The following is a 22,971-nucleotide window of genomic DNA, read 5'->3' as shown; positions in this document are numbered from 1 at the left end:
AAGGCATCTTGAGGTCTTATGACCTAAAGGGTGCCCTGGATTTCTTTTTGTATGTCTTTGATGAAGAGGATAAGGAAGCATTGACCAAGATTTGGTTGGCTAAGGAGGTTGATATGACCTTGGCTGATTTTATCACTAAATATTCTAAAAAAGCCTATATTAAACGTTTAGACCAGCGAACGCAGTCAGTTGCTAAGGATAAGCGAGCGTTAGAACAGGCGGAAGCCATTTTGAACATGGGTAGAGGAGAGGAGGTACTGCTAGATGGAATTGTTTAAACTGTTTGGCTCAATTGGCATCAAAAATCAAGATGCTAACAAGGCGATTGACGAGACAACAGGCAAGGCAAGAGAATCCAGCGGGAAAATCACTGATACCTTTAAGAAAATGGCTGGCTTTTTAGGGACGCTATTTGCTGGTAAGGCGATTTTTGATTTTGGGAAGTCGGTTGTTGAAGCAGCTGCAACAGCTAAGGCCATCAATGCTCAGTTCGAGTCTGTTTTCGGCGAGTTGGAGCCGATGGCACGACAGACAGTTAAGAAGATGTCTGATGAGATGGGGATTTTGCCCAATCGTCTGAATCCGATGTTTTCTAAGCTGTCCGCAAAGTACAAGGGTCTTGGTGCGACGACGGAAGAGGCGATGAATTTGGCGGCTAGGGGGACGACCTTAGCGGCAGATGCGGCAGCCTTTTACGACAAGTCGCTGGAGGACACTTCTAGTGCGCTGAATAGTTTCATCAACGGTAACTATGAGGGTGGTGAGGCTATCGGCTTGTTTGCCAATGAGACCCAGCTCGCCAAGTGGGCGTCTGATAACCTTGGTGTCAGTTGGAAAGACCTAGACGAAAAGGGCAAGCAGATTATCCGTCTGCAATTTGCGGAAGCTATGCAAGAGGCGTCTGGTGCGATGGGACAGGCCAGCCGTGAAGCTGACGGCTACGAGAATGTCATGGGCAACCTCAAGCAGGCATGGGAGGACTTTAAGGCTGTTATCGGTGGTCCGATACTAGCGCCTGTGGTTGCTGGTTTGCAACTAGCTACTGGTTGGATCAATAAGCTAGGGGATAAATTTCAGCAACTACAACCGAAAATCGACCTTTTCAAAGAAATTGTCGTTTCAATGTATGATGTTATCTTTGGTTCTCAATCGAAAAAAGATAACGCTGATTTCATGACCTCTCTTGGCTTGGACGAAGCGACGGCGACCTCTATTGTCAACATGGCGGAGTCTGTTCGCATCAGTTTTGAAAATCTTTGGGAGACTGTCAAAACACTCGGTCGTTTGGTTGGTGACTTCATTGCTGATTTAGCAGGACTTACGGGTAGTGAGGCTAATGTCGAAGGCATTGCTGGTGTTTTTGAGGAGTTAGCTAATTTTCTTGAAGAGGCCACTGGCAAGGTCAGGGATTTTGTTGAGTGGTTTGAAAAAGGCGGAACTGGCGTTGACCTCTTGAAATCAGCTGTTGTCGGCCTAACGACAGCTTGGACAGGCTACAAGGTTGTGACTGGTATTATCCAAGGGATTGAGACAGTCAAAAACACTTTGTTGGCTATCGGAAATGGCTTGATGCTGGCTCGATTTGTTCAGACTGGTGCCCTAACAGCAGCGGAAGCGACGCAGGCGGCGGCTACGATGGGGGCAACGGGAGCTTTTCAGCTATTCAACACTGTTTTAATGGCCAATCCCATTGTCCTGATTATCGGACTAATCGCGGCACTCGTTGCTGGTCTTGTTTGGTTCTTTACCCAGACAGAGACTGGGCGGCAGATGTGGCAGTCCTTTATGGACTGGTTATCTGGTGCTTGGTCTAGCTTTGTCGAATGGAGCAAGCCTATATGGCAAGGGTTAGCGGATTGGTTTGTTCAGTTTTGGGAAGGGCTCAAACAGGTCTTTTCAGCTGCTATGGATTTCTTGGGTTCTTTTTTACAGGGGGCATGGGAGACCATCAAAACTGTTGTGGTGACGGTTTGGGATGTTATCAAGACCAATATTGAAACGGTCATTACGGTTATCTCTGGCATTATTACAGCAATCATGCAGGCGATCAATGGCGATTGGTCGGGGGCTTGGGAAACCATCAAACAAACAGCCAGTGCTGTTTGGGAGGGGATAAAATCCAACATTGATAGTGTCATCAACGGGATTAGCAGTATTGTTTCTAACGTTATGGGTGGCATTAAAGATACCGTCGGCAAGATTTGGGACGGTATCAAGGAAAAAATCTCTGGTGCCATTGATGGTGCTAAGAATGCGGTTAAGACAGCGATTGATACAGTAAAAAGTATCATGAACTTTAGCTGGAGTTTGCCTAAATTGAAGTTGCCCCGGATTACCATTTCAGGGGGATTCAGCTTGAAGCCCTTGAGTGTTCCAAGTTTTGGCATTGAGTGGTTCGCTAAGGGTGGTATTATGACCCAACCAACAGCTTTTGGCATGAATGGTGCCAATGTCATGATGGGCGGCGAAGCTGGCCCTGAGGCGATTTTGCCGTTGAATGAGCAGACGTTGCGCCCTATCGGTCAGTCTATCGCTGAGGCTTGGGGTGTTGGTTTGTCAGATAACAGGGACTTGCTAGAGCGAATTATTGAGCTCTTGCAGGCTATTTTGAACAAAAACGGTGATGTTTACCTCGACCTTGAAAAAGTCGGTCGAATGACCTATGAAGAGCACGGCAGAATTATGGAAAGGAGTGTTTAGATGACCGTTGAAGTAAAAGTTAATGGCGTGTCGTCACGGACGGTTCGGGGTTGTTTGTTGACAACTCTTGGTGACTGGTCAGGCTCTGCTCCTCGATTTGTAGAAGAGACTGTCTATGGCATGAACGGGGTCAATCGAACCATTGAGGCTTATGGAGAGACAGAGCGAAAGCTCGGTTTTCATTGTGAATCCTTTGAAGCAGTTGGTCAGATTATCCGATTCTTCCAAGGAATGGATAGACGTTTGGAACTCTGGCCAGTGCCTGACAGTTTTTATTACTTCGATTTCAAAGAGAGCGAGTATCAATTTCACCATAAACAGAGCTGGGACGTGACCATCACGCTAGCCATTAAACCTTTTCGTTATTTGCTTGGGGTTGAGCCTATTTCTCTGACGGATTCTGGGGCAATTCGTAATCTAGGGGATGTCTTTAGCGAGCCTAGGGTAACGATATACGGTAGCGGCGCAACGAGCCTGACCATTGGTAAGCAAGTCATGCGGCTTACTCTCGATACCAAGGCTACGATTGAGTGCCGTCATGGTTTCCAGAATATCTATGATAAAAATGATGTGATCAAGAACAGCATTCGGACATCAGGGACCTTCTTTGAGATTCCAGCCTCTAGTGACCCAATTGGGGTTGTCTTAGGGGACGGGATAAGCCGTGTTGAGATTGAACCGAGATGGAGGTTTCAGGTATGATTAGTTTAAAAGAAAAGGGTATTTTGTTGGTTAATGCCTTCGAGGACGAGATTGTTCAAGAAGCTAACAGCGATTATCAGCTGTCTTTCAAATACCCAGTATCAGACCCTAAATGGGCGGAGATTGAAGTTGGGGATTTGGTCTTGGCGGATGACCTTCACGGTGAGCAGGAATTTCGGATTTTTGAAATCACGAAACGCAACGGCTACCTCTTTGTCTATGCCAATCAGGTCAGTTTTGACCTAAATGAGTACCTAATTAGTGCCATATCAGTTGATCGTGCGCCTGGTCAGATGGTCATGTCGGCTTTAGCTGGCAGTGTCATTCGTCAGCACCCGTTTAGTTTTTTTAGCGATATTCAAGACCGCCATACCCTTAACCAAAAGATTGTCTCGGTAATGGATGCTTTGGCCAAAGGCAAGCACTCGATTATTGGTCAATGGGGCGGTGATTTGGTGCGGGATAAGTACAGTTTGCGCTTGCTGGCGCATGGTGGGCGTGACACGGAACATCTCTTTATGTACAAGAAGAATCTGAAATCCTATGCGGAGATAGATAGCATGAAGGGGTTGGTGACGCAGCTTCATCTGAGAAAGGCCGTTCAGGGGCAAGAAGGTACGGCTGACCAAGTGCTGGAGGCTGTTGTGGATAGTCCGCTGATTGATGCCTATAAGGGGCGGATTTTTGAACATGCGATTGAGGTGTCCGATGAAAATATCACGACACGGGATCAATTGGTCGAATATGGTCAAGATTATTTCCGCAAGAACTTGCCAGATGTCCCTAAAAATAGCCTGACAATTGAGGTGACAGATAATCATTCTTACGATGTCCGCTTGTTTGACACGGTGCTTGTTCATCATGAAGTGTTTGGGAAAGATTTACGGCTAAAAATAACTAGCTATAAGTTTTCGCCGATGTCTAGAAAGTTGAAGTCTATCGGTTTTGGTAAAACTAAGACGAATCTCCACCAGCAAATTTCTTCGGCTGTAGATAGCGGTATTGAGCAGGCAAAATCAGCTCTTGATAGTGATTTTGACCGTAAATTACAAAAACAAATCGACAACGCCAACCGTGCCTTTGAAGCGGAGTTTGAAAAGAACAAGCAAGCTATCGAGGACGGCATTGAAGAGGCCAAGGCTGCCGCAGAGGTGGTCAAGGCTGAAGTTGGGCAATCGGTGCTTGAGGCTGAGAATAAGGCTAATCAAGCGCTGCAGGGCATGCGGTCGACAGACCAAAAAGCCAGTGAGGCGTTGATTAGGGCTGGGGCGAGTGACAATCTAGCAAGACTAGCAAAAGAGACAGCAGACAGAGCGGTAGCTTCGTCGGCGCAAACAGGCCAAAATTTGTTGACGAAGTCCAGAGAACTTCAAGAAGCTGTGCGATTGGCGCGGGAAAACCTGTCTCGTCAAGCCGACCAAATCCGACGACAGGCTCAGGCGCAAGATGGGCTGTCTAGTCGCTTGACGACCGTTGAGGAGACCGCAAATGGCACGAAGGCTACGCTGACAGAGCTGTCAAAAACCGTCAATAGCACGACAGGCAATCTGATGAGAGTGACCCAAAGGGTGGCGAGTGCTGAGGCTGGTCTGTCTGGTGTTCGTGAGCAGTACAGCCAGCTCAATCAAGCGCTCAATACGACGACCGGTCAGGTTCAGTCTGTTAGTCAAAAGACTACTGACATTGAGCGCGGTTTAGACGGCGTTAGGGAGCGGTTTGAGAATCTATCGGTCGGTGGGGTGAACCTGCTAAAAAACACAGAGACTATGACAGGTACAGGCTGGTCTAGTAGCGGACAAGTTTGGCGAAAATCTCAAGAGACGTACCGCAAACAACCAATTTTTGAGTGGGTAAGCGGAGGTAAGTATACAACTATCGCTTATTACTCTGTCACAGCAGGCGCAACATATACATTTAGCACTTATGTCAAAAAAGGCAGTCAAGGGCGAATTTTCCTCTATCTTTATGATGACAACAAGTTTTTAAATGTTAATCGAGACCAAATTTTTCAACTTGATGCGGATAAGTTCAGTCTTATTTCAGTGACTTTTACGGCAGAGCGTGTCGGGACATTAGCTATTCGTTTAGCGATGATAACCGATGAGCAAGGTGGCTTTAGTCACACACCGTTCAAACTAGAACACGGCACTATTCCCACCGACTGGTCGGCAGCCGATGAAGATTTCCGTCAAGAATTTGCAGACTACAAGCGAACAGTGGAGGAGAATAGCGCAGAGCTAGGGAGACGCGTTCAAGGTTTAGACGGTAGCTTGTCTGAGACCAAGACATTGGTACAGCAGACGGCGAATGATATCCGTCAACTAGCGACCAAAACCGAAGTCAACGCGGTCACAGGTCGTCTATCAATAGCTGAGAGTTCAATTCGCCAGCAGGCTGACCAAATCTCTCAACGTTTGACACGTACAGAGGTTGATAGCTTGGTTGATGGCAAAAGCCTTGTCTCGGCTAAGGTATTTGACAACTACAAACGAGAGACAGCGCAGTCTATTGAGCGTCAGTTGACGGAGACAAGAGCGTTGATACCGACCAAGGGAAGCTCGGTTAATCTCGTGCCAAATTCTAAAATCAACGAGAGTTCGAATGCTTATGGTTTTGGGACTCGGACGATTCAATTAGAGGCTGGGAAGACCTATTGGTTCTTAGCGAGAGCTAAGAAGACAGGGGGCACTAGTGATAAGCGAACGAGAGTCTATATCTATAAATCTGATTGGCAAGAAGGTTACAATTTGGAGTTTAACTCAACAAACTATGAAACTAAAAGCGTTAAGTTTGTATCCCGTTCGACAGGTGCTTTTTACATCACCTCCTACTGGTATCCCAACGGCGGTGACCGCTCAGGCACTGCGGACATCGACTGGTATATGGTTGTCCAAAGTGACCTCGAACCCACAGAATGGTCGCCAGCTCTCGAAGATTTAGTTTCTCAAGTTGATTTCAATCGAGTAGAAGAAACCGCACAGCTCTACGAACGAGTTTTAGGGCGGACAGAGGGTGATGTGGCGTCCAATGTGGCTCGTCAGGTCATGACTAGTCAGCTTTTCCAAACGGAAGTGACCAAGCAACAGACGGATAGTGAGTTGTTGAGCCGTATGGCTGATGGCGTGCCGATGACTGGTAATAAGCACTTTGCAACTGACCTGGCGGGCTACAATGTCTATGATAATGCTAGGACTGGTCATGTGACCATCAGTAGGGTGTCAGATAATCTTAGTTCATCTGGTTATGCCATGATGGTAAAAACCAGCGGGAGTGGGACCTCACCTTGGTTAGGTGGTTTTTACAGCACAGTTTACGCAGCCAAAAACAAAGAATTTTTGGTTCGGCTTGTCGCTAAAATTCCTATTGGTCGCAAGATTTATTTCCACAACAACTCCTTGGGAACTGGTGCTAGTTGGCGCTGGTTGTCGTCGGTGGATGGGACTGGTAACTATGCGACTTATGTTGCTTATGTCAAGAGTGGCTACGAAGGGCATTTTAGCAACTTTGGCTTTTGGGCTATCGGGGGTGGCGCAACTCCAACGGCTAGCTCGCCTTTGGTCTGGTATGTGTCTGAGTATCAGGTCTATGACATCACTAACTCAAGAACAGAAGACTTAACGACACGGGTGACTCAGTTGGCAGATAGCTATGCGATAACGACACTAGGTAGTGCTAACCAGGTCTTGTCTGCCGTCAATGTCGCCACTGGAGGGGTAGCTCTACAAGCTGGTCAGAATAAGCTGGTAGTAACCCCTAGTACGGTCTATGTCCAAGATGGGACGATTAAGAATGCCATGATTGAGAGCCTGTACGGTGGGAAGATACAAGCTGGCACAGTTGGGACGGCGGTGTTGCAGGCTGAGGCGGTGACCGCTGAAAAGATGAAGATTGATCAAGCCTTCTTTAACAAATTCATGGCTAATGAGGCTCGACTGAAACAACTCTTTGCTAAGAATGCCTTTATCACTAGCGTTCAGTCAGTGAGTATATCAGCTAATCAAATCTCTGGTGGTAAGTTGACTGCCTTAAACAATGCCATGAGAATTAACCTGAACCAAGCAAACATCGCCTTCAACCAGAATGCGACGATTGAATTCAACTCAGCTAATAATGCTCTTGTGCGTCGAAAGGGAACGCATACAGCTTTTGTCCATTTTCAAGATGTAGGGAGTTCCACTGACGGGGGAGCTGGTAGTATCTACACTTCTATCGGTGTGACGTCATCTGGAGATGGTATCAACTCAGCCTCATCAGGACGTTTTTGTGGTGCTAGATTTTTCCGCGGAGCAAGGGGAACTGAACACACGGCTACAGTAGACCAGGCGGAAATCTACGGTGATAGTATCCTCTTAAAAGATGGATTCGATGGTAATCGAGGCTTTAAGTTTACACCAACCACCATAGGCAGCATGATTGATATGAACTATCTTGTCGGTGCGGTAAGAGCACTTGCAAGGTGCTGGCTCCACATGAACAATGTGGCTTGGAATCCGCAAAATAATAACTTGGGACGAGCTGTCATCAATGAATACAACAACCACATGAAAGATTTATAAGGAGAACGATATGAACGACACAATACAATCTAAATTAGCAATCAATATTGCTAGCAAAGCCTTAACAATCGCGACGCTGGAAGCTCAAAACGAAGAGCTACAAGCTCAGCTAGGTCAAGCTCTAGCCCAATCTGAAACTGATAAGCAACGGATTGGCGAGTTAGAAGCTGAAAATAACCAACTCACGGCAGCGCTTGATCAAGCAACCGCCCCTGGTACAGTAAAAGGAGAATAAGATGACAAAACAAGTGAAACCGTTGAATTTGCAAGACGTAACGCAGCCGTTTGATTTGGCGACAGCGATTGGCTACATGCGTGACAATAACGAGGCCATCCGTGGAGAGACGGGCGGTCAGAGTTATTACTTCTTCCTCGATGTGAAGCGGTTGCCTGTGCTGATTAATGGACGCAGACAGTTTAAGACGGTAGAGACCATCAGTGGGGTCTATCAGTGGGGTGGTGCTGTGACGAGCATTCCTTTGGCAGATTTGTTAGGGGAGAGCTTCACTATCATGCTATTTGATGAGGCTGGTCAGCCGATTTGGTCAGCAGTTGAACATACTGCTTTGTTAGGCGATGAGGGCACGGAGTCGCTAGAGGTCAAGGAGGACTGAATGTGAAGCCTGAATATCAAATATTGATGACGGCGGTTGGTTTCTTTATCACTGTGTACGGTTTTTACAATGTGCTGAAGGCTAAAAGCATTGAGCAGGCGACGCGAATCAATACGCTGGAGCTGAAAGTCTCTTTTTTGGAGCAGACTATCAAAGACCATACACGACGACTAGACGACCATGATAAACAAAATCAGGCGCTGGTTGCGATGACGGAACAGATAAAGAACTTGACTGAAGATGTTAAGGAACTGAAAACAATGATTAAGGAAAGGGGATAAATATGACAATCAATTGGAAACTGCGACTGCAGAATAAGGCGACTCTGACAGCGATTTTTGCAACATGCATCTTGCTGGCTCAGCAACTGGGTATTAAATTGCCTGACAATGTGTCAGATGTTGTCAATACTGTGTTAACGCTACTGACTTTGTTAGGGGTTTTGACCGACCCGACAACAAACGGCTTAAGCGATAGTCAAAGGGCGCTAGGTTATGATTCGCCAAAGCGCTAAGGTGATGTGGGGATTACTGGCTATTTCACTGTGGCCTTTGGTGCTAGTGTTTGGCAGTGTCTTCCCGTTTTTAGAAGAGAAAGGAAAGAAAAATGAACGTTTTGAATGAGATTACGCTATATTCACGGAATCTAGCGAATGCTGGTGCTGGTGTCGATAAGGATGGTGCCTATGGTTTTCAGTGTGCAGATTTGCCTTGCTTTGTGACAAAGAAGTGGGCTGGCATTGACCTTTGGGGCAATGCGGCTGATCTGCTGGATAGTGCGAGAAGTCAAGGGCTCAAGGTGGTTGACTACTCTCCAGGTATCAAGCCTAAGTCAGGTTGGATTTTTGTCATGCGCTATGTGGCGGGTGATGGGGTCAACTATGGGCATACAGGGATTGTCATCGAGGATAGCGATGGCGAGACCATGATTACAGTTGAGCAAAATCTGGCAGGTGATTTGAACGTGGGTAGTCCTGCTAGGTACCATCAGCGCAACTTCAGCGAGATGATGGGCTTTATCGTGCTGGGAGATAGCACGGAAGCTGCTGTAGCCGATAGCGAACCTACGCAGGCAACTGAGACGGAGCTGGTAGCTGAGAAAGGGACGTTTACCTTAACGCAGACAGCTATCAATGTTCGTCGAGCCCCGTCATTGACGGGCGATATGGTGGCAATTTATCAGATTGGTGAAGTTGTCCACTACGATGGCAAGTTGACAGCTGGTGGCTATCGATGGATTTCGTTTGTCGGACGCAGCGGTAAGCGAAATTATATGGCTATTGGTCAGGTTGACAGCAAGGGGAATCGTGTCTCCTTGTGGGGGAAAATTGCATAGATAAACTAAGCCCTCTGGATTGCTCCAAAGGGCTTTTTTTGTATTTTATTTAGAAGTTTTTGCTTGACAAGAGATTGCCAGATATGAAATAATGATTATGGAAAAAAGAATGTAAGCTTATCACTTACCACCTCCTTTCTTCCATTCACTCCTTAGGAGCGTACAGCTGAAGCACGCTGTATGGCTTGGCAGAGCTTAAGAACTGTTCCCTTGCGAGAAGCCTAGGAAGCACAATGGGGAGTTAAGGCTCCTAACCTTAATCGTTAGCCTCGGTCGGAGGATTATCCGACCCGTGCTTTTTTATTTTTAGCGAAAGATTATCCTGTGATTGTTAAAAAGATTGTTGATAGAAGGTATCACGCTACTTCACGGGATATAAATGTCGATATCTCTCTGGAGCAATCCAGAGGTTTTTTTGTAAAAAAATAAAAAAAACTTGAATAAAAGTGTTGACATATATCAACGATGGTGCTATAATATAGTTGTAAGGTAAACGAGATAAAAAATCTCAAGTAAAAACAAGGAGGACTTACAAAATGATTAAATTTACAGGGAAAACAACAGACAAACGCTCAACTTATGCAATCGAAGCAGACAGCTATCGGGATTTGATGGAGCAAATGATTGATCAGGAGTTGGCAGATGGCTACTGGAATTTAGAAGGACAACTGTTTCATGCAATCGCCAAAATTTCTAAAGATGTTGAAGACTTCAAGGTTGAATACGAGCAACTTTTAGAAGATGATAAAGACGCTGAAGCTGAATCACTTTTCGAGAATTTCTCTTGGGAAGCTATCTTTGAGACATTTAGCGATGTCGATTGGCAATTTGTTATTCGTTCTGCTAACTCTCAAGCATACTATCAAGAGTTTGAAGTTATTTAGTCATCTATCCGCTGTAGCAAATAACAACATAAGGAAGGAACGGAGCAATGATTATAAACACTTCGCAAGTAGAATTGGTTCTTAGCGACAAAGCTATTCCAGCGAACTTTTTAGAAAAAGAGACTGGAGTGTCAAAAGCAACTGTTTCAAGATTTAGAAATCCCGAAAAGGCAATGGGAATAAAATCTATAGGTAACATTACATTAGACACAGCTATGAAAATTCAACGCTGGATAAACGACGGGAATTTTAAAATCAATTATGATTATTCCGGGCTCATAGAGGAGCTCGAGAGAGATTTGGCCGAAGGCCTCACAGGCGAATATATCTACATTGTCCGAGGAGAGTTTAATGAAGCACTGGGCGCTTGTCCAATTGTTGATTATTACTACAATCCAGGCGACATCATGGAAGGCGATATAGCCGAGAAGGCTCGGACCGCCGCGGTATTAACAGAGATGAAGTCGTTCTATCTTGAATAGAAAAAAGCTGGCAAGATGCCAGCTTTTGTTTGTAAGGTAGGTGGCGAGGAAGCCACCTCTTAAAGATTATCATTTTTTTGTAAAAAAGTCAAAAAACTTGGATAAAGGCGTTGACATATCGATTATAATAAATAACAAAGAAGGAGGCACAAAATGTTGAAAATGGACTTAGCCGGGCAACGGTTTGGTAGATTGGTTGTTTTAAGAGAGGTCAAAGAAGGAGCGCCAAGAAAACATATAACGTGGGAATGCCAATGCGATTGTGGAACGATTAAAGACATCCGCGGTGCCGCTTTAAAATCAGGCGCTACAAAATCTTGCGGTTGCCTAAACGACGAAAAGAGGAGAGAGCGTTACAAAGATCTAGCAGGTTTTGAGAATGACAATTTTCGTGTTTTATATAAAAAAGGAAGCGAAAAACAGAGGGTTGATTGGGTCTGTTCTTGCAAACATTGTGAGAATGAAATAGTTCTAAACTCTAACGAGATTGAGCTAAATAAGTCTTGTGGTTGCTTAAAGAAGGGCGCATCAAAAGAATACATGGCTTCTATCACGGATTTTGAAGCACTTAAATCAACAAAGCCCACTGCCAAAAGTTCGACAGGGGTCCGAGGTGTTTATTATTCAAAAAGAAAACAACGTTATGTTGCATACATCAATATAGACAAGAAGCAAAAATATTTAGGAAGTGCTTTGACTTTGGAAGAGGCGGCACTAATCAGGAGAAAAGCTGAAATTTTGTACTGGGGCAAGTAAAAAAGCCAGACGCTCCTCTGGCTTTTTTTGTGTTCTCAAGATAGGCTCAAGATACAGTAGAGATAGTAGAATACAGTAAGATACAGTAGGAATATAGTAGATAAAGAAAAAGGACCTTGTCCAGAGGTCGTGATTTTAGGGGGAGGTAGTCTAATAAATACGATAGTGGAGGGTTTTTGGTAATTTTGGTATAATGAGACCAAAAACGTTGGAAAGGCAACCCATGACATTAACTAAAATCGAACAGGCCTACCAGCTGGTGCTGGACAATACCCATGATCTGCAAACGGCCTTATCAACCCATTTCTTTGATGCCTTGATTGAGCAAAATGCGTCCTATCTTGGGGAAGAAACAGCAAGCGAGCACCTAGCCAAGCGCCATCAAGTCCTACGTGACCTTAAACTGAGTGCTGAGGACTGGCGACGTGTTTATCAGTTCCTACTCATCAAGGGTAGTCAGACAGATAAGCTCCAGCCTAATCATCAATTCACCCCAGATTCACTGGGCTTTATCCTCTTGTTCTTGATTGAAGTCCTGACGGATAAACCTCAGCTGGATGTTCTGGAAATCGGTTCAGGTACGGGCAATCTGGCCTTAACGTTGCTCAGCCAAACCAGCAAGCAGCTAACTTATACAGGCATTGAGCTGGATGACTTGCTGATTGATTTATCGGCTAGCATGGCTGAGATTGCTGGTTTACCGTTGACTTTGGTACAAGGCGACGCTGTTCGTCCGCAGCATTTGCCAGAGAGCGATGTGATTTTGTCTGATTTGCCAGTTGGATATTACCCTGATGAAGAGATTGCTAGCCGCTATCAGGTGGCCTCAACAGGGCAAAAAACCTATGCGCATCATCTCCTCATGGAACAATCGCTCAAGTACTTAAAACCTGGAGGACTAGCGATTTTTCTAGCGCCAAATAACTTGTTAACAAGCCCGCAGGCAGATTTATTGAAACAATGGCTAAGCGACTATGCCAATATCCTTGGTGTGATTACCTTGCCTGATAACCTTTTTGCTGGTCAGCAACTGACCAAATCGATTTTTATCTTGCAAAAGCAAGCAGAAAAGAGCAAGGAGAGCTTCATCTATCCCTTAACTGATTTAAAAGACCCCGATGCCTTAAGAGCATTTATGAAAGCTCTTAGGACCTGGAAAAGTAGCTAATAATGATTGTGAATCGTTTATAGTCTATCATGTCTGGGAAACAACTGTTAAAAACGTCACAAACTCACAAAAAAATATAGTCCAAAGGCGTGCCATTTTGATAAGAATTTGCTATAATGTAAGGGATAACAAAAAAAATAGAGGTGTATGATGTCAAAAACAATTGCAATCAACGCAGGTAGTTCAAGCCTAAAGTGGCAACTTTACCGCATGCCAGAAGAAGAAGTCTTGGCAGCTGGTATTGTTGAGCGTATCGGTTTGAAAGATTCGATTTCAACTGTAAAGTTTGATGGGAAAAAGGAATCTCAAACCCTTGATATTGCTGACCATAACCAAGCTGTAAAGCTTTTGCTAGATGATTTGATTCGCTACGAGATTATCAGTAGCTATGATGAGATTACAGGCGTCGGTCACCGCGTTGTTGCTGGTGGTGAAGACTTTAAAGAATCAGTTCTCTTGGATGAGGAAGCTATCGCTCGTATTGAGAAGTTATCTAGCTTAGCGCCACTTCACAACCCAGCTAACGTGGCTGGTATCCGTGCCTTTAAGGAAATCTTACCAGACATCACTAGCGTCGCGGTCTTTGATACAGCGTTCCATACGACCATGCCAGAAGTTGCTTACCGCTACCCCGTACCAAATAAGTTCTATACAGATCATCAAGTACGTAAATACGGTGCTCATGGAACAAGCCACTACTACGTGTCTCGTCGGGCAGCTGAGTTGCTTGGAAAACCATTGGAAGAAACAAAATTGATTACCGCTCACATCGGTAATGGGATCTCAATCTCAGCGATTGATGGTGGTAAATCTGTCGACACATCCATGGGCTTCACACCGCTTGCTGGTCCGATGATGGGGACACGTTCAGGGGATATTGACCCAGCAATCATTCCTTATCTAATCGAGCAGGTGGAAGAGCTAAAAGATGCTGCAGATGTCGTCAACGTCCTCAACAAGCAATCCGGTCTCCTCGGTATTGCCGAAGTATCCAGTGATATGCGCGAGATTGAAGCAGGTGTTGCGGCAGGAGATGAAAAATGTACCCTAGCCTTCAATATGCTGGTTAATCGTTTGCAGAAGTTTATTGGTCAATACCTAGCGGTACTTAATGGTGCAGATGCTTTGGTCTTCACCGCAGGTATCGGTGAGAACTCCGCTCTGGTGCGTCAATCAATCGTCAATGGTTTGACATGGTTTGGTCTTGACATTGACCCTGAGAAGAATGTTTTTGGTAACTCAGGTGATATCTCAACACCAGCTGCCAAAGTGCGTGTCCTCGTGGTTCCAACAGATGAAGAGTTGGTTATCGCGCGAGATGTTGAAAAGTTGAAAAACTAATTGAGGGAGTGGTATGTGAACGGTACCCTGTCAAGTGGACAATGAAATAATAAAAGATTAAGCAACGGCCTTGTTCCTCATTTCAAGAGGGGCAAGGTCGTTGTACTTTTCTTGAAATCGTTCGTTATTGTAAAAATAGATATAGTCATCAATATCAGTAACCAATTCCTCAAAGGTCTTGTAACTATTCAAATTATAGCACTCGGTTTTAAAGTGACCAAAGAAACTCTCAATTGGCGCATTGTCAATGCATTTGCCAACTCGTGACATAGATCGTGTCATCTGATATTGTGTCGTTATCATCCGATATTTCCGTGAAGTGTATTGGGAGTCACGCTCACTAGGGATAAGTGGCGTGGCATCTGAATTAGCTTCCATAGCATTTCTTAGGCTCTTCATAACAAGAGGATTGTCATTATGCTTGCTGATAATAATCTCTAGTTTTTCCTCTACTGATTTTGGACTTCTTTTTGACATACGAAAACTCCCCTTTTAGTTTCTAGTGAATTTTTGTTTTTTCACTGTCCACTATAAGGGGAGTAGATCACTTTTTTATGTATTTTATTTTCAAAGTGAAGTGTGGGACTTTTTAACAGGTTTTGTATTCGTTTTCTAATTTCTTGCTTTTTTTATTTTATATGATAAAATGAGAAAAAAGGCACAAGTGCTTTGTCAATAAATTGAAAGGAGGTTAGTCGTACTTAAAGGCAAGGTGTTAGATACCAGCATCTTATGTCAAAGGAGAATAAAGATGTCTAAGAAATTTTCTGCTTTTTATCTATTTTTGATGGCGTTGAGCATATTTATACAACCTATCTCTATTGTTAAAGCTTTAGAGTTTTCGGGAACAGATTCTGTTAGACATTCGTAATTATTTACGGAGATTAAAGCGGCTAATCCAGATAAAGTGGAGCAATCCTATTTTGAAAATAACTATATCATCACAATGCTTGTAGGAGAAAACGGTATTGTATTAGCGACGGATATTTATAATTTAGAAACGCATGATATGATTTCTTCTACGTCGGTTAATAACCGTTCTATTATTGAAACGACAGATAATACGGGGCTTGTTAGCCGACAGGAGTTTGTAAAAGAGAGTGTTGGCAGAACAGGTTTTCGTCATGTATATGATGATTGGCAATATACAGGGCTCGCGGTACCAGCTGGAGCAGTTGCTAATTTAGCAAATGCGGGATTTACAGCTACGACAGCTTTTTTGGCAGGTTGGTTTGGAGTAGCGGTCTCAGTAATACATGAAATTTTGGCCTTTATGGGCATTGGTTGGAGTATTGGTGAGATGCTCGCTACTTCACTTGACACTGATGGAAATGGCTGGATAGCTCTCCACAAACGTGCTAGAAGAGCTTATCGAGGGGGTCCAAACGTTAGTTATGATCATAAAACAACCTAATCATTGGCGTATTTATGTGAAACGATTGGCATTCACTGCTATGGTGCTCGGAGCTGTTTTCCTTTTGTTGCCAAGTCGTTTTTTAGAAAACTTTCCAAAGTTGGTTCAGATGTTGGTCGTTCTACCTCTGTCGCTACCGTTTTTAGGTGTTCGTTGGACAAAAGAAGAGGAGAGGATTTTCGGTTTATTCCCTTGTTTGGGGCTTTCATTTGTCATAAAAACTCTCCTAGATAGTTTGGCAATCCCTTTACCATTGCTTGCTAGGAACCAGCTTTTGACTTATTTTCTCTTCTCGGTAATGTTGTTTATGTTTTGCAATTATCGAAAACACTAAATCAGACGCTCGTTCATCGGGCGTTTTTTAAGTTGTTCAAAGGATAATCTCATCATCTAGCTATGCTTTAATACTAGGGATTGACTAAATAAATGAGGAGAAACGATGTCACAACCAATTTGCGTGCGTTACCCACCAAGTCCAACAGGCATACTCCATATCGGAAACGCTCGTACAGCTCTTTTTAACTACATTTATGCTCGTCATCATGGTGGTACTTTTATCATTCGTATTGAGGACACAGACCGTGAACTCCATGTCGAAGACAATGAACGGTCTCAAGGGCTTTATCCAGTTTGGGACGATGGTTGTAAGCTCCTGAGTCTTTCTCGGCAAAGATAAGGTCGCAAAAGCTGAGGGCCTCCCTTTGAACCGCTAGTCCTAGCGCTTGATGCTGGTCAGCAGAGCTGACGCGGGCGTAGCCGATCGTGATGCTGGGCTGATGGTGATATTTTTTCAAGTAATACATACAGTCTCCTTTACCAACCATTGCAGCAGGGACAGTATTGTATCAAAATTCTTATGATAAAAACCGTCGCCACCTTTCACAGCAACTTAGTTGCGTACTAAAAAAGCCGACCCTCCTGTTAGTGAATACAGAGATGATCAGCTTGGTTAATAATTGCCTAGCAGTAGGTTGCTCTACGATTAATGCAGGCGAATGACTTCGATTTTGTAGCCATCAGGATCTTTGACAAAGTAGTAGTGGGGTTCTTGACCAGGGAGACCCTTGAGGTCGGTCACCTCATAACCCGCAACGATATGGCTAGCGTGGTTGGCTTCCAAATCCTCCACACCTACAGCCAAGTGACCATAGCCGTCGCCCAAGTCATAGCCTGGGTGGTCATAGTTATAGGTCAACTCTAGTTCAAAATCTTCCCCTTCGGTTTTCATAAACACAAGGGTGAACTTGTGGTCAGGAAAGTCCTTGCGGCGAACTTCCTTAAAGGGAAAGGCTGAGCTGTAAAAGTTAATTGAGGCATCCAAATCCTTGACACGGATACAGGTATGTAATAGCTTCATCGCTGTTCTCCTATCTATATGATACTTCTATGATAACGAAAAAACGTTTTTATTTCAAGAAAGAGAACTTCTCATGGTGATTTAGAAGGGCTGACGGTGACGCATTTCAGTCGGACTTAGCAGCTGTTCACAGGACGATAAAGCTAGATTTTCCTCATGCGTTTGCGCATGTCCTGTGCTATAATAAAAGAAAGAGAACCATAGAAAGAGGTGACCCATGTCCTTTGACGGCTTTTTTTTGCACCATTTGACGAAAGAGTTGCAAGAAGATCTGCTAGGTGGTCGTATCCAGAAGGTCAACCAGCCCTTCGAGCGCGAATTAGTACTGGGCATTCGCAACCATCGCACCAACTATAAACTGCTCCTGTCTGCCCACCCAGTTTTTGGTCGGATTCAGCTGACAAGAGCTGACTTTGACAACCCAAAGGTACCAAATACCTTTACCATGCTGATGAGAAAGTACCTGCAGGGGGCGGTGATTGAGGCGATTGACCAGCTGGATAATGACCGCATTCTGGAAATCAGCGTCTCTAACAAAACTGAGATTGGCGACCAGCTCAAGGTAACCCTGGTCATCGAAATCATGGGCAAGCATTCCAACATTCTCTTGGTTGATAAGAGCCAAGGTAAAATCATCGAGTCCATCAAGCATGTCGGTTTCTCGCAGAACTCTTATCGGACGATTCTGCCTGGAAGTCACTACCTCAGACCACCTGAAACAGGTAAGGGCAACCCCTTTACCATTGGGGATGAAAAGCTCTTTGACCTCTTGCAAACGCAGGAGCTGACAGGCAAAAACCTGCAGACCCTCTTTCAGGGGTTGGGGCGGGATACTGCGGAAAAGTTGTCTGAGGAGCTGATGACCAGCAGCCAGAAGCTCAAAACCTTCCGTCAATTTTTTGCCCAACCGTCTCAACCCAGCTTAACGGCAAAAGGTTTTGCTGCTCTGCTATGGGGCGATAGCCCAAAACCCTATGACAACCTGTCGGAGCTTTTGGATGTCTTTTTTATGGACAAGGCAGAGCGGGATCGTGTGGCTCAGCAGGCCAGTGATTTGGTGCAGAAAGTTGATAATGAACTGGCCAAGAACCGTAAGAAATTGGGCAAACAGGAGGACGAGCTACTGGCGACCGAGAATGCGGAGGACTTCCGTCAAAAAGGGGAGCTCTTGACCACTTTTTTGCATCAGGTGCCAAACGACAAAGATAGCGTGGTGCTGGATAATTATTACACGGGTGAGCCGATGACGATTGCCCTTGATAAGGCCTTGACGCCCAATCAGAATGCCCAGCGCTACTTCAAGAAATACCAGAAACTAAAGGAGGCGGTCAAGCACTTGACAGGTTTGATTGCTGAAACCAAGGCGACAATCGCTTACCTGGAGACGGTGGAACTGGCGCTCAGTCAAGCCAGTCGTGAGGACATCAGTGACATTCGTGACGAACTGGTACAGACAGGTTTTATCCGTCGTCGCAGTCAGGATAAGCTTCACAAACGGAAAAAACCTGAGAGCTATCTGGCGTCAGATGGTCAAACCATCATCATGGTTGGACGTAACAACCTGCAAAACGAAGAGCTGACCTTCAAGCTGGCCAAGAAAAACGAGCTCTGGTTTCACGCCAAGGATATTCCAGGGAGCCACGTGGTTATCAGGGATAATCTTGATCCATCAGATGAAGTCAAGACCGATGCCGCCGAGCTTGCGGCCTATTATTCGAAGGCACGCTTGTCAAACTTGGTTCAAGTCGATATGATTGAGGTCAGAAAGCTCCACAAGCCGACTGCCGCTAAGCCAGGTTTTGTTACCTATACAGGACAAAAGACTTTACGCGTGACCCCTGATGAGGGCAAAATTAAACAGATGAAACAAACCAACTAGGAACGTCCTTAGTTGGTTTTTCAGGCAATCTGCCAGCTTATTTAGCCTTTTTCTGCCCTTTTATGGTAAAATAAGCAGGTAGCAAATTAATATCTAAGAAAGACGATTAGTATGAAAGACATTCGGTCATTTAACAACAAAAAAGTGTTGGTTCTCGGTTTAGCAAAATCTGGTGAAGCCGCGGCACGTCTGCTGGACCGCCTAGGGGCTATCGTTACGGTCAATGATGGCAAGCCGTTTGAGGACAACCCAGCTGCCCAAAACTTGCTAGAAGCAGGCATCAAGGTTATCTGTGGCAGTCACCCACTGGACTTACTCGATGAAAATTTTGAGCTCATCGTCAAAAACCCAGGGATTCCGTATACAAACGACATGATACAAAAGGCTCAGGAGAAAAGGATTCCGATTTATACGGAGATTGAGCTGGCTTACTTGAACTCAGAAGCACCAATCATTGCGATTACAGGATCCAATGGTAAAACAACAACCACGACGATGATTGCAGATGTTTTTGAACAGGCAGGTCGTTCAGGGCTCTTATCTGGCAATATCGGTTTCCCAGCTAGTAAAGTTGCCGCTCATGCGACAGCAACAGATACACTTATCATGGAGCTTTCTTCCTTTCAGCTGATGGGAATAGAGCAGTTTCACCCTAAAATTGCAGTGATCACCAACTTTTTTGAGGGCCACCTTGATTATCATGGGACCTTCGAAGACTATGTGTCAGCCAAGTGGCGCATTCAAGACAATATGACACCGGTAGATTATCTGGTGATCAATCATGATCAGGCGATGGCAAGAGAACTAGCTCAGCAGACAAGCGCGACAGTTGTTCCCATCTCGACGACTGGACTTGTTGATGGGGCTTATCTTTTAGATGGTCAGCTCTACTTCCGAGAAGAGGCCATCATGCCGGCTCATCTTATCGGCGTTCCTGGTAGCCACAACGTTGAAAATGCACTAGCAACGATTGCTGTTGCTAAACTCTCAGGGATTGAGAATCAAGCCATTATCGCTGCTCTGAGTCAATTTGGTGGCGTTAAGCACCGATTGCAAAAGGTAGCAACGATTGCTGGCGTGACCTTTTATAATGATAGCAAGTCAACCAACACTTTAGCCACTCAGAAAGCCCTGTCTGGCTTTGATAATCACCAGTTGTTGTTGATTGCTGGTGGGCTTGATCGTGGCAACGATTTTGATGATCTTCTGCCTCATGTAGAAGGTCTAAAAGGCATGATTGTGTTAGGCGAAGCAGCACCTAAGCTGATTGCCCTCTGTGAGAAAGCTGGGATTAACTATCAAGAGGCCAAAGATGTCAAGGAAGCTGTTCACCTTGCGTTTGCCAAGGCTCAAGCAGGAGATGTGATTTTACTTAGCCCAGCCAATGCCAGTTGGGATATGTACAAAAACTTTGAAGTCAGAGGCGATGAGTTTCTTGCTGCCGTTGACCAACTACAAGGAGATTATCATGGCTAAGTCAATTGTTTTAACAGGTGGTGGCACGGTTGGTCATGTGACCCTCAACCTGATTTTAATCCCGAAACTTCTTCACGATGGTTGGGAGGTTCACTACATTGGGGATAAAAAAGGTGTTGAGTACCAGCAAATCCAGCAATCAGGGTATGCAGTGACTTTTCATGGCATCATGACGGGCAAGTTGCGTCGTTATTTTAGCCTGCAAAATGTTCTGGACCTTTTCAAGGTTGCCTTTGGGATTCTACAATCCTTAGTGATTATCACTGGTCTTCGCCCCAAAGCTCTCTTTTCAAAGGGGGGATTTGTGTCTGTTCCGCCTGTGATTGCTTGCCGAGTGCTGGGGGTTCCTGTTTTTATCCACGAGTCAGACTTGACCATGGGGTTAGCTAACAGGATTGCCAGCAAATTTGCGACCAAGATGTATACGACTTTTGCACCAACACTAAAGAGTGCCAAGGTTCAGCAAGTCGGTGCAGTGACCAAGGTTGATCAATCAACGACTGGTTCTGCTACTGACTTGGGACCAATTCTTGAGCAATTTGACCCCAATCTCAAAACACTGCTTTTTGTCGGAGGGTCTGCTGGAGCCAAGGTCTTTAACGATTTTATCACAGCTCACCCAGAGCTCTGTCAGCACTATAATATCATCAACATCACAGGCGATGAAAAACTGAACCAGCTCTCACGCAACTGTTATCGGTTAGCTTATGCCACCGACCTCTACCAGCCGTTATTAGAGCAGGCTGATGTGGTCATCACGCGCGGGGGGGCTAACACTTTGTTTGAATTATTGGTAATGGCAAAGCTACATGTGATTGTACCGCTTGGGAAACAAGCCAGCCGTGGGGATCAGTTGGAGAATGCAGCCTATTTTGTCAAGAAAGGCTATGCCGAGCAGCTTTTGGAAGAGGAACTGACCGTTGAGCGTCTGCTTGACAAGGTCAACCAACTCTTAAGATATGCAGACAGTTACCGCTCTGCCATGTCCCGAAGCACTGACATCAGCTCTGTTGACAGCTTTTATCAGTTGCTCTTGTCAGAGATAGGAGGGTTATGTGGCGACATTTAAGAAACGAGAATCGACAAAAAAGAAACCTCAGCCAGAGTTGACCGAGTGGCAGAAACGTAACTTAGAATTTCAACAGCGAAAAAAGGAGCGTCAGGCGGAAAAAGAGCGTTTGGAAGCTGAAGCGTTACAAAAAAATGAATCAGCGAGTTCCTCACTTGACGGTGAAGCTACTGAGACAGACAAAACTGTTGACAGCTCTGATTCGTCGAACGCTTTAGAGACACCCGTATCACCTGACTCGATAGCGGTTGAACCACCTAAGGTTAAGCGAGTGAGAAAAAAAGGGCTATCACAGAAATGGCCAAAAGCCTTGCCGATTATCTTTACTGCTCTGATTGTTTTGTTATTGGCTCTCTTTACCATCAGCCCTTTTAGCAAACAGAAAATAGTCACTGTGTCAGGATTTCAACATGCCGTTGAGCAAGAAATCATCAAGGCAACAGGAATCGCATCGGATGACTACATCACGCATACGTTTTTCAACTTAAAAAGCTATGAGAAAGCTCTTGTAAAAAAGAATCCTTGGGTAAAAAAAGCCAATCTGACCTATCAATTTCCTAACAAATTTGCTATCGCTGTGGAAGAAAACGCCATCGTTGCTTACAATGAAACCGCGGATGGTTTTCGACCAATTTTAGAAAATGGTGAGCAAGTCGCTCCACTAGGTGATGGTCAACTTCCCGAGGGTAGCCTACCTTTAAAGTTTGACAAACAAGAAGACACCGCTAGTTTTATCAAACAGTTTATCAGTCTTGATCCGAGCATTCGCCAGTCTGTCAAGCAAGTTATCTTTGCTAATTCAGCGTCAACGCCTGACTTGCTTTTGCTCACGATGGCAGAAGGGCACACGGTTCGTATTCCCCTATCGGAAATCAGCCTAAAGCTCCCTTACTACAAAACCATTAAAGACAAGCTGACCTATCCACAAATTATCGATATGGAGGTTGGCATTTACACGACAACGCCTGAACTGGAAGCTTCAGCTGCTGAAACCAAAGCCAGTAAAGAACAAGAGTCCAGAGAACTTGCAGATCTTAACAACAACAGCAGCTCAAGTGACACTAAGCCATCAACGCTTACAGAAACCAGCAGCACCTCATCATCAAACAGTAACTAAAAAGCTTTTACTCCGTTTGCTGATGTGTTGGGAAAGAAATAGGGTGAAAAGTCACCCCTTTTCTGTACAATTTTTATAAAGTGTTTTTGTTAAGCGATAACTCGCTTAACCATAGGTGTTT

General features: G+C 44.9%; 21 protein-coding genes and 2 pseudogenes. 20 read left to right on the top strand and 3 right to left on the bottom strand.

Annotated features, from left to right (window positions below; genetic code table 11):
- The first annotated feature begins 8 nt into the window (after positions 1-8).
- The 14 genes from ACERC8_RS01315 to ACERC8_RS01250 all read left to right on the top strand — a co-directional run bounded on the left by ACERC8_RS01315 (position 9) and on the right by ACERC8_RS01250 (position 14,538).
- Positions 9-278, top strand: coding sequence for a hypothetical protein (locus tag ACERC8_RS01315; protein ID WP_373658103.1), 270 nt, complete (start codon positions 9-11; stop codon positions 276-278).
- The gene (locus ACERC8_RS01310; RefSeq protein WP_373658102.1) at positions 265-2,700 is read left to right on the top strand and encodes a hypothetical protein; all 2,436 of its coding nucleotides are present in this window, start codon (positions 265-267) and stop codon (positions 2,698-2,700) included. Before ACERC8_RS01315 ends, ACERC8_RS01310 begins: the two co-directional genes overlap by 14 nt.
- Positions 2,701-3,402 carry a hypothetical protein gene (locus ACERC8_RS01305; protein WP_373658101.1) on the top strand — a complete coding sequence of 234 codons (702 nt, stop codon included), beginning with the start codon at positions 2,701-2,703 and terminating at the stop codon, positions 3,400-3,402.
- The gene (locus ACERC8_RS01300) at positions 3,399-7,958 is read left to right on the top strand and encodes a phage tail spike protein (RefSeq protein ID WP_373658100.1); all 4,560 of its coding nucleotides are present in this window, start codon (positions 3,399-3,401) and stop codon (positions 7,956-7,958) included. The genes ACERC8_RS01305 and ACERC8_RS01300 overlap by 4 nt, the downstream gene beginning before the upstream one ends.
- A gap of 10 nt (positions 7,959-7,968) precedes the next feature.
- Positions 7,969-8,193: a hypothetical protein gene (locus tag ACERC8_RS01295; protein ID WP_373658099.1), complete on the top strand. Its 225-nt coding sequence runs from the start codon at positions 7,969-7,971 to the stop codon at positions 8,191-8,193.
- A 1-nt stretch (position 8,194) separates the two neighbouring features.
- The gene (locus ACERC8_RS01290; RefSeq protein ID WP_373658098.1) at positions 8,195-8,572 is read left to right on the top strand and encodes a hypothetical protein; all 378 of its coding nucleotides are present in this window, start codon (positions 8,195-8,197) and stop codon (positions 8,570-8,572) included.
- A gap of 2 nt (positions 8,573-8,574) precedes the next feature.
- Positions 8,575-8,853 carry a hypothetical protein gene (locus ACERC8_RS01285; RefSeq protein ID WP_373658096.1) on the top strand — a complete coding sequence of 93 codons (279 nt, stop codon included), beginning with the start codon at positions 8,575-8,577 and terminating at the stop codon, positions 8,851-8,853.
- 2 nt (positions 8,854-8,855) lie between these two features.
- On the top strand, positions 8,856-9,086 hold the full coding sequence (locus tag ACERC8_RS01280; protein WP_373658095.1) for a phage holin: 231 nt from the start codon (positions 8,856-8,858) through the stop codon (positions 9,084-9,086).
- Positions 9,087-9,178: 92 nt separating this feature from the next.
- Positions 9,179-9,907, top strand: coding sequence for a CHAP domain-containing protein (locus ACERC8_RS01275; RefSeq protein ID WP_373658094.1), 729 nt, complete (start codon positions 9,179-9,181; stop codon positions 9,905-9,907).
- Between the two features lie 536 nt (positions 9,908-10,443).
- Positions 10,444-10,791 carry a hypothetical protein gene (locus ACERC8_RS01270; protein ID WP_373658093.1) on the top strand — a complete coding sequence of 116 codons (348 nt, stop codon included), beginning with the start codon at positions 10,444-10,446 and terminating at the stop codon, positions 10,789-10,791.
- A 47-nt stretch (positions 10,792-10,838) separates the two neighbouring features.
- Positions 10,839-11,273, top strand: a complete 435-nt coding sequence (locus tag ACERC8_RS01265; RefSeq protein WP_373658092.1) for a hypothetical protein — start codon at positions 10,839-10,841, stop codon at positions 11,271-11,273.
- A gap of 153 nt (positions 11,274-11,426) precedes the next feature.
- Positions 11,427-12,029, top strand: coding sequence for an AP2 domain-containing protein (locus ACERC8_RS01260; protein WP_373658091.1), 603 nt, complete (start codon positions 11,427-11,429; stop codon positions 12,027-12,029).
- A gap of 223 nt (positions 12,030-12,252) precedes the next feature.
- Complete coding sequence (locus ACERC8_RS01255; protein WP_373658090.1) at positions 12,253-13,197, top strand: class I SAM-dependent methyltransferase; 945 nt, start codon at positions 12,253-12,255, stop codon at positions 13,195-13,197.
- 150 nt (positions 13,198-13,347) lie between these two features.
- Positions 13,348-14,538 carry an acetate kinase gene (locus tag ACERC8_RS01250; protein ID WP_373658089.1) on the top strand — a complete coding sequence of 397 codons (1,191 nt, stop codon included), beginning with the start codon at positions 13,348-13,350 and terminating at the stop codon, positions 14,536-14,538.
- A 57-nt stretch (positions 14,539-14,595) separates the two neighbouring features.
- Here ACERC8_RS01250 and ACERC8_RS01245 read toward each other — a convergent pair.
- Positions 14,596-14,958 (bottom strand): annotated as a pseudogene (locus tag ACERC8_RS01245) (transposase); the annotation flags it as partial.
- A 487-nt stretch (positions 14,959-15,445) separates the two neighbouring features.
- Between ACERC8_RS01245 and ACERC8_RS01240 the strand changes: the two are divergent.
- On the top strand, positions 15,446-15,952 hold the full coding sequence (locus ACERC8_RS01240) for a hypothetical protein (protein ID WP_373658088.1): 507 nt from the start codon (positions 15,446-15,448) through the stop codon (positions 15,950-15,952).
- A gap of 439 nt (positions 15,953-16,391) precedes the next feature.
- Positions 16,392-16,568, top strand: a pseudogene (locus tag ACERC8_RS01235) (glutamate--tRNA ligase family protein); the annotation flags it as partial.
- Here the strand turns inward: ACERC8_RS01235 and ACERC8_RS01230 are convergent.
- Positions 16,510-16,755 (bottom strand): recombinase family protein, encoded by a 246-nt coding sequence (locus ACERC8_RS01230; protein ID WP_373658087.1) that lies wholly within the window; start codon positions 16,753-16,755, stop codon positions 16,510-16,512. The pseudogene ACERC8_RS01235 and the gene ACERC8_RS01230 overlap by 59 nt on opposite strands.
- A 179-nt stretch (positions 16,756-16,934) precedes the next feature.
- The gene (locus ACERC8_RS01225; protein WP_373658086.1) at positions 16,935-17,309 is read right to left on the bottom strand and encodes a VOC family protein; all 375 of its coding nucleotides are present in this window, start codon (positions 17,307-17,309) and stop codon (positions 16,935-16,937) included.
- A gap of 217 nt (positions 17,310-17,526) precedes the next feature.
- Between ACERC8_RS01225 and ACERC8_RS01220 the strand changes: the two genes are divergently transcribed.
- From ACERC8_RS01220 to ACERC8_RS01205, 4 genes are all read left to right on the top strand, one after another.
- The gene (locus ACERC8_RS01220) at positions 17,527-19,188 is read left to right on the top strand and encodes an NFACT family protein (RefSeq protein WP_373658085.1); all 1,662 of its coding nucleotides are present in this window, start codon (positions 17,527-17,529) and stop codon (positions 19,186-19,188) included.
- 111 nt (positions 19,189-19,299) lie between these two features.
- Positions 19,300-20,664: a UDP-N-acetylmuramoyl-L-alanine--D-glutamate ligase gene (murD, locus tag ACERC8_RS01215; protein ID WP_373658084.1), complete on the top strand. Its 1,365-nt coding sequence runs from the start codon at positions 19,300-19,302 to the stop codon at positions 20,662-20,664.
- Positions 20,657-21,733, top strand: coding sequence for a UDP-N-acetylglucosamine--N-acetylmuramyl-(pentapeptide) pyrophosphoryl-undecaprenol N-acetylglucosamine transferase (locus ACERC8_RS01210; RefSeq protein ID WP_373658083.1), 1,077 nt, complete (start codon positions 20,657-20,659; stop codon positions 21,731-21,733). Before murD ends, ACERC8_RS01210 begins: the two co-directional genes overlap by 8 nt.
- On the top strand, positions 21,720-22,850 hold the full coding sequence (locus ACERC8_RS01205) for a cell division protein FtsQ/DivIB (protein WP_373658082.1): 1,131 nt from the start codon (positions 21,720-21,722) through the stop codon (positions 22,848-22,850). The genes ACERC8_RS01210 and ACERC8_RS01205 overlap by 14 nt, the downstream gene beginning before the upstream one ends.
- Positions 22,851-22,971: the final 121 nt, after the last annotated feature.

This window comes from Streptococcus sp. E29BA (genome assembly GCF_041807805.1).
GTDB classification, from domain to species: domain Bacteria; phylum Bacillota; class Bacilli; order Lactobacillales; family Streptococcaceae; genus Streptococcus; species Streptococcus entericus.
This window is presented reverse-complemented; position numbering and strand designations above follow the sequence as displayed.

Bases quoted from the DNA above. Each gene is read 5' to 3' on its own strand.
- ACERC8_RS01295 (WP_373658099.1), top strand. From the start codon at position 7,969: ATGAACGACACAATACAATCTAAATTAGCAATCAATATTGCTAGCAAA.
- ACERC8_RS01225 (WP_373658086.1), bottom strand. From the start codon at position 17,309: ATGAAGCTATTACATACCTGTATCCGTGTCAAGGATTTGGATGCCTCA.
- ACERC8_RS01310 (WP_373658102.1), top strand. From the start codon at position 265: ATGGAATTGTTTAAACTGTTTGGCTCAATTGGCATCAAAAATCAAGAT.
- ACERC8_RS01265 (WP_373658092.1), top strand. From the start codon at position 10,839: ATGATTATAAACACTTCGCAAGTAGAATTGGTTCTTAGCGACAAAGCT.
- ACERC8_RS01210 (WP_373658083.1), top strand. From the start codon at position 20,657: ATGGCTAAGTCAATTGTTTTAACAGGTGGTGGCACGGTTGGTCATGTG.
- ACERC8_RS01275 (WP_373658094.1), top strand. From the start codon at position 9,179: ATGAACGTTTTGAATGAGATTACGCTATATTCACGGAATCTAGCGAAT.
- ACERC8_RS01305 (WP_373658101.1), top strand. From the start codon at position 2,701: ATGACCGTTGAAGTAAAAGTTAATGGCGTGTCGTCACGGACGGTTCGG.
- ACERC8_RS01250 (WP_373658089.1), top strand. From the start codon at position 13,348: ATGTCAAAAACAATTGCAATCAACGCAGGTAGTTCAAGCCTAAAGTGG.
- ACERC8_RS01270 (WP_373658093.1), top strand. From the start codon at position 10,444: ATGATTAAATTTACAGGGAAAACAACAGACAAACGCTCAACTTATGCA.
- ACERC8_RS01300 (WP_373658100.1), top strand. From the start codon at position 3,399: ATGATTAGTTTAAAAGAAAAGGGTATTTTGTTGGTTAATGCCTTCGAG.
- ACERC8_RS01290 (WP_373658098.1), top strand. From the start codon at position 8,195: ATGACAAAACAAGTGAAACCGTTGAATTTGCAAGACGTAACGCAGCCG.
- ACERC8_RS01220 (WP_373658085.1), top strand. From the start codon at position 17,527: ATGTCCTTTGACGGCTTTTTTTTGCACCATTTGACGAAAGAGTTGCAA.
- ACERC8_RS01255 (WP_373658090.1), top strand. From the start codon at position 12,253: ATGACATTAACTAAAATCGAACAGGCCTACCAGCTGGTGCTGGACAAT.
- ACERC8_RS01230 (WP_373658087.1), bottom strand. From the start codon at position 16,755: ATGTATTACTTGAAAAAATATCACCATCAGCCCAGCATCACGATCGGC.
- ACERC8_RS01280 (WP_373658095.1), top strand. From the start codon at position 8,856: ATGACAATCAATTGGAAACTGCGACTGCAGAATAAGGCGACTCTGACA.
- murD (WP_373658084.1), top strand. From the start codon at position 19,300: ATGAAAGACATTCGGTCATTTAACAACAAAAAAGTGTTGGTTCTCGGT.
- ACERC8_RS01260 (WP_373658091.1), top strand. From the start codon at position 11,427: ATGTTGAAAATGGACTTAGCCGGGCAACGGTTTGGTAGATTGGTTGTT.